3 rRNA genes are annotated in these 5,807 nt (G+C 54.6%); all 3 read left to right on the forward strand.

Annotated features, from left to right (window positions below):
- Positions 1–180 precede the first annotated feature (180 nt).
- Positions 181–1,707: ribosomal RNA gene (locus ACX80O_RS16540) — 16S ribosomal RNA — on the forward strand.
- A gap of 565 nt (positions 1,708–2,272) precedes the next feature.
- Positions 2,273–5,437 (forward strand): 23S ribosomal RNA (locus ACX80O_RS16545).
- A gap of 197 nt (positions 5,438–5,634) precedes the next feature.
- A 5S ribosomal RNA gene (gene rrf, locus ACX80O_RS16550) occupies positions 5,635–5,751 on the forward strand.
- The 16S, 23S and 5S rRNA genes sit together here, the layout of an rRNA operon.
- Positions 5,752–5,807: the final 56 nt, after the last annotated feature.

Below are 5,807 nucleotides of genomic sequence, written 5' to 3' on the forward strand. Positions count from 1 at the left end.
CTGTTGTTTGAGAACTCAATAGTGTGCCATGTTTGTTGATACCGATTGTTTTATTGATTGGTTGAATTTGGCTGCATGATGCCATTTTGTGGTGTTGTGTGGTTGTTTTTGGCTGGTTTCGAATTTTGCGCGTGCCTGTTTGCTGGTTTTTCCTGGTGGTGGGTGCGTGTCTGTATAACATTTACGGAGAGTTTGATCCTGGCTCAGGATGAACGCTGGCGGCGTGCTTAACACATGCAAGTCGAACGATGATCCCAGCTTGCTGGGGGATTAGTGGCGAACGGGTGAGTAACACGTGAGTAACCTGCCCTTAACTCTGGGATAAGCCTGGGAAACTGGGTCTAATACTGGATATGACCGATTGGTGCATGCCATGTTGGTGGAAAGCTTTATTGCGGTTTTGGATGGACTCGCGGCCTATCAGCTTGTTGGTGGGGTAATGGCCTACCAAGGCGACGACGGGTAGCCGGCCTGAGAGGGTGGACGGCCACACTGGGACTGAGACACGGCCCAGACTCCTACGGGAGGCAGCAGTGGGGAATATTGCACAATGGGCGCAAGCCTGATGCAGCGACGCCGCGTGGGGGATGAAGGCCTTCGGGTTGTAAACCTCTTTCAGTAGGGAAGAAGCGTAAGTGACGGTACCTGCAGAAGAAGCGCCGGCTAACTACGTGCCAGCAGCCGCGGTAATACGTAGGGCGCAAGCGTTATCCGGAATTATTGGGCGTAAAGAGCTCGTAGGCGGTTTGTCGCGTCTGCCGTGAAAGTCCGGGGCTTAACTCCGGATCTGCGGTGGGTACGGGCAGACTAGAGTGATGTAGGGGAGACTGGAATTCCTGGTGTAGCGGTGAAATGCGCAGATATCAGGAGGAACACCGATGGCGAAGGCAGGTCTCTGGGCATTAACTGACGCTGAGGAGCGAAAGCATGGGGAGCGAACAGGATTAGATACCCTGGTAGTCCATGCCGTAAACGTTGGGCACTAGGTGTGGGGGACATTCCACGTTTTCCGCGCCGTAGCTAACGCATTAAGTGCCCCGCCTGGGGAGTACGGCCGCAAGGCTAAAACTCAAAGGAATTGACGGGGGCCCGCACAAGCGGCGGAGCATGCGGATTAATTCGATGCAACGCGAAGAACCTTACCAAGGCTTGACATGAACTGGAACAGCGCAGAGATGTGTTGGCCGCTTGCGGCCGGTTTACAGGTGGTGCATGGTTGTCGTCAGCTCGTGTCGTGAGATGTTGGGTTAAGTCCCGCAACGAGCGCAACCCTCGTTCTATGTTGCCAGCGCGTGATGGCGGGGACTCATAGGAGACTGCCGGGGTCAACTCGGAGGAAGGTGGGGACGACGTCAAATCATCATGCCCCTTATGTCTTGGGCTTCACGCATGCTACAATGGCCGGTACAAAGGGTTGCGATACTGTGAGGTGGAGCTAATCCCAAAAAGCCGGTCTCAGTTCGGATTGAGGTCTGCAACTCGACCTCATGAAGTCGGAGTCGCTAGTAATCGCAGATCAGCAACGCTGCGGTGAATACGTTCCCGGGCCTTGTACACACCGCCCGTCAAGTCACGAAAGTTGGTAACACCCGAAGCCGGTGGCCTAACCCCCTTGTGGGGAGGGAGCTGTCGAAGGTGGGACCGGCGATTGGGACTAAGTCGTAACAAGGTAGCCGTACCGGAAGGTGCGGCTGGATCACCTCCTTTCTAAGGAGCACCTCGAATTGTTGCATCTGTCCTCTGTGGTGGGTGTGGGGTTTGTAGGAGTATGGCCTATTGCGCGGGCGTTTGTTCCGCGGTGGGCTGCTCATGGGTGGAATATCAATGGATAGGTGCCTGGTGGCGCTGGCTGATAGTTGAGTACGGCTGTCCTTTCGGGGGTGGTGTGGAAAGGGTGTCAGTTGGTGGTGATCGGGTTTATCGTATGGCACACTGTTGGGTCCTGAAATAACAGGGCCCTGATTCTCGTGCATTATCTGGCATGTTCTTGTGGTTTTCTTCCTCCTTTGTGGGGGGTGGCCAGGGGGGTGTGTGGGTGGTGTGGGATGGGTTGGGGTGTTGGTGTTTCTGGTTTTTCCTTGCCATGGCAGCGGGATCCCTTGAATGCATGCCTGTTGGTGTGTGGGGGTTTTGGTTGGTGGTGTGGGGTTGTTGGTTGAGAACTGCATAGTGGACGAGAGCATCTTAAAAATAAGAAGCAATTTCAAAAAATCTTGGTTTCAGACTTCGGTTTGGTGCCATGGTTTTCTCGATATGTTTTTTGATCTTTTGTGGTCAAGTTTTTAAGGGCACACGGTGGATGCCTTGGCATCAGGAGCCGAAGAAGGACGTGGGAATCTGCGATAAGCCTGGGGGAGTCGATAACCGGACTGTGAGCCCAGGATTTCCGAATGGGGAAACCCCGCCTGGCCAGCGATGGACCGGGTGACCCGCATCTGAACACATAGGGTGCGTGGAGGGAACGTGGGGAAGTGAAACATCTCAGTACCCACAGGAAGAGAAAACAATAGTGATTCCGTTAGTAGTGGCGAGCGAACGCGGATGAGGCTAAACCAGTGGTGTGTGATAGCCGGCGGGCGTTGCATCACTGGGGTTGCGGGACTTTCCGTTCTGATTCTGCCGGATCAGTGAAATGAGTGCAGGCGTATAGGTGAACGGTCTTGAAAGGCCGGCCGGAGAGGGTGTAAGTCCCGTAACCGTAATGCGTGCTGCCGTTTGGAGAGTATCCCAAGTAGTACGGGGCCCGAGAAATCCCGTGCGAATCTGCCAGGACCACCTGGTAAGCCTAAATACTCCCTGATGACCGATAGCGGACAAGTACCGTGAGGGAAAGGTGAAAAGTACCCCGGGAGGGGAGTGAAACAGTACCTGAAACCGTGTGCCTACAATCCGTCAGAGCGTTGTCATCCTTTCGGGGGTGGTGGTGTGATGGCGTGCCTTTTGAAGAATGAGCCTGCGAGTTAGTGTTACGTCGCGAGGTTAACCCGTGTGGGGAAGCCGTAGCGAAAGCGAGTCTGAATAGGGCGAGTGAGTGGCGTGATCTAGACCCGAAGCGAAGTGATCTACCCATGGCCAGGTTGAAGCGACGGTAAGACGTCGTGGAGGACCGAACCCACTTCAGTTGAAAATGGAGGGGATGAGCTGTGGGTAGGGGTGAAAGGCCAATCAAACTTCGTGATAGCTGGTTCTCCCCGAAATGCATTTAGGTGCAGCGTTATGTGTTTCTTATCGGAGGTAGAGCTACTGGATGGCTAATGGGCCCTACAAGGTTACTGACGTCAGCCAAACTCCGAATGCCGGTAAGTGAGAGCGTAGCAGTGAGACTGTGGGGGATAAGCTTCATAGTCGAGAGGGAAACAGCCCAGACCACCAACTAAGGCCCCTAAGCGTGTGCTAAGTGGGAAAGGATGTGGAGTTGCGAAGACAACCAGGAGGTTGGCTTAGAAGCAGCCATCCTTGAAAGAGTGCGTAATAGCTCACTGGTCAAGTGATTCCGCGCCGACAATGTAGCGGGGCTCAAGTACACCGCCGAAGTTGTGGATTTCAGATGATAGCTAAGCCGGAGACTTGTTCTCCTGAGTTCAGGCGTCTGGAGTGGTAGGGGAGCGTCGTGTGGGCGGTGAAGTCGCGGTGTAAACCAGCGGTGGAGCCTACACGAGTGAGAATGCAGGCATGAGTAGCGAAAGACGGGTGAGAAACCCGTCCGCCGAATGATCAAGGGTTCCAGGGTCAAGCTAATCTGCCCTGGGTAAGTCGGGACCTAAGGCGAGGCCGACAGGCGTAGTCGATGGACAACGGGTTGATATTCCCGTACCGGCGAAAAACCGCCCATACTGAGCAGGGGATACTAACCACCCGAAACCTGATTACCCACCCTTTGGGGTGACGTAGTTTTTGGTGGAGCGTGGGACCTGATCCTGGGAGGTAAGCGTATTAACAGGTGTGACGCAGGAAGGTAGCCGGGCCGGGCGATGGTTGCCCCGGTCTAAGGATGTAGGAGGGACCATAGGCAAATCCGTGGTCCTGGTTTTGATACCGTCTCTGAGACCCGATGGGCCCCGTTATGCGGGGATCCGGTGATCCTATGCTGCCTAGAAAAGCATCGGCGCGAGGTTTTAGCCGCCCGTACCCCAAACCGACACAGGTGATCAGGTAGAGAATACTAAGGCGATCGAGAGAATTATGGTTAAGGAACTCGGCAAAATGCCCCCGTAACTTCGGGAGAAGGGGGGCCTCACCCGTGACCAACACTTGCTGTTGTGAGCGTTGTGGGGCCGCAGAGACCAGGGGGAAGCGACTGTTTACTAAAAACACAGGTCCGTGCGAAGTCGCAAGACGATGTATACGGACTGACTCCTGCCCGGTGCTGGAAGGTTAAGAGGACCGGTTAGTGCCCTTCGGGGTGCGAAGCTGGGAATTTAAGCCCCAGTAAACGGCGGTGGTAACTATAACCATCCTAAGGTAGCGAAATTCCTTGTCGGGTAAGTTCCGACCTGCACGAATGGAGTAACGACTTCCCCGCTGTCTCAACCATAAGCTCGGCGAAATTGCACTACGAGTAAAGATGCTCGTTACGCGCAGCAGGACGGAAAGACCCCGAGACCTTCACTATAGTTTGGTATTGGTGTTCGGTGTGGCTTGTGTAGGATAGGTGGGAGACTGTGAACCCTGGACGCTAGTTCAGGGGGAGTCATCGTTGAAATACCACTCTGGTCATACTGGATATCTAACTTCGGCCCGTAATCCGGGTCAGGGACAGTGCCTGATGGGTAGTTTAACTGGGGCGGTTGCCTCCTAAAAAGTAACGGAGGCGCCCAAAGGTTCCCTCAGCCTGGTTGGCAATCAGGTGTCGAGTGTAAGTGCACAAGGGAGCTTGACTGTGAGAGAGACATCTCAAGCAGGGACGAAAGTCGGGACTAGTGATCCGGCGGTACATTGTGGAATGGCCGTCGCTCAACGGATAAAAGGTACCTCGGGGATAACAGGCTGATCTTGCCCAAGAGTCCATATCGACGGCATGGTTTGGCACCTCGATGTCGGCTCGTCGCATCCTGGGGCTGGAGTAGGTCCCAAGGGTTGGGCTGTTCGCCCATTAAAGCGGTACGCGAGCTGGGTTTAGAACGTCGTGAGACAGTTCGGTCCCTATCCGCTGCGCGCGCAGGAAATTTGAGAAGGGCTGTCCTTAGTACGAGAGGACCGGGACGGACGAACCTCTGGTGTGTCAGTTGTACTGCCAAGTGCACCGCTGATTAGCTACGTTCGGATGGGATAACCGCTGAAAGCATCTAAGCGGGAAGCCTGCTTCGAGATGAGATTTCCATACACATTTGTGTGAGAGGCCCCCAGCCAGACCACTGGGTTGATAGGCCGGACGTGGAAGCAAGGACTAACGACTTGTGAAGCTGACCGGTACTAATAAGCCGATAACTTACACCACACACACCACCCGTGAACGGTATCAAAAGACGTTCACACCAGGGCTGGTGTAAAAGATATGCTGCCCTCGTCCACTATGCGGTTCCCAACCAACAACACGGAACCAAACACAACAAAATACAGGAAACAAATCTGTTCAAGTTGTAACCACACACTTCCCACCCCCAAACACGTGTTGGGCGGAACGGGTAAAAAGGTTACGGCGGTCACAGCGTGGGGGAAACGCCCGGTCCCATTCCGAACCCGGAAGCTAAGACCCACAGCGCCGATGGTACTGCACCCGAGAGAGTGTGGGAGAGTAGGACACCGCCGGACAACCATTAAACGAAAGGCCCCACCCACAGTGGGGCCTTTCGCACTTAACCACCACC

It is taken from the genome of Arthrobacter glycogeni (assembly GCF_054511155.1).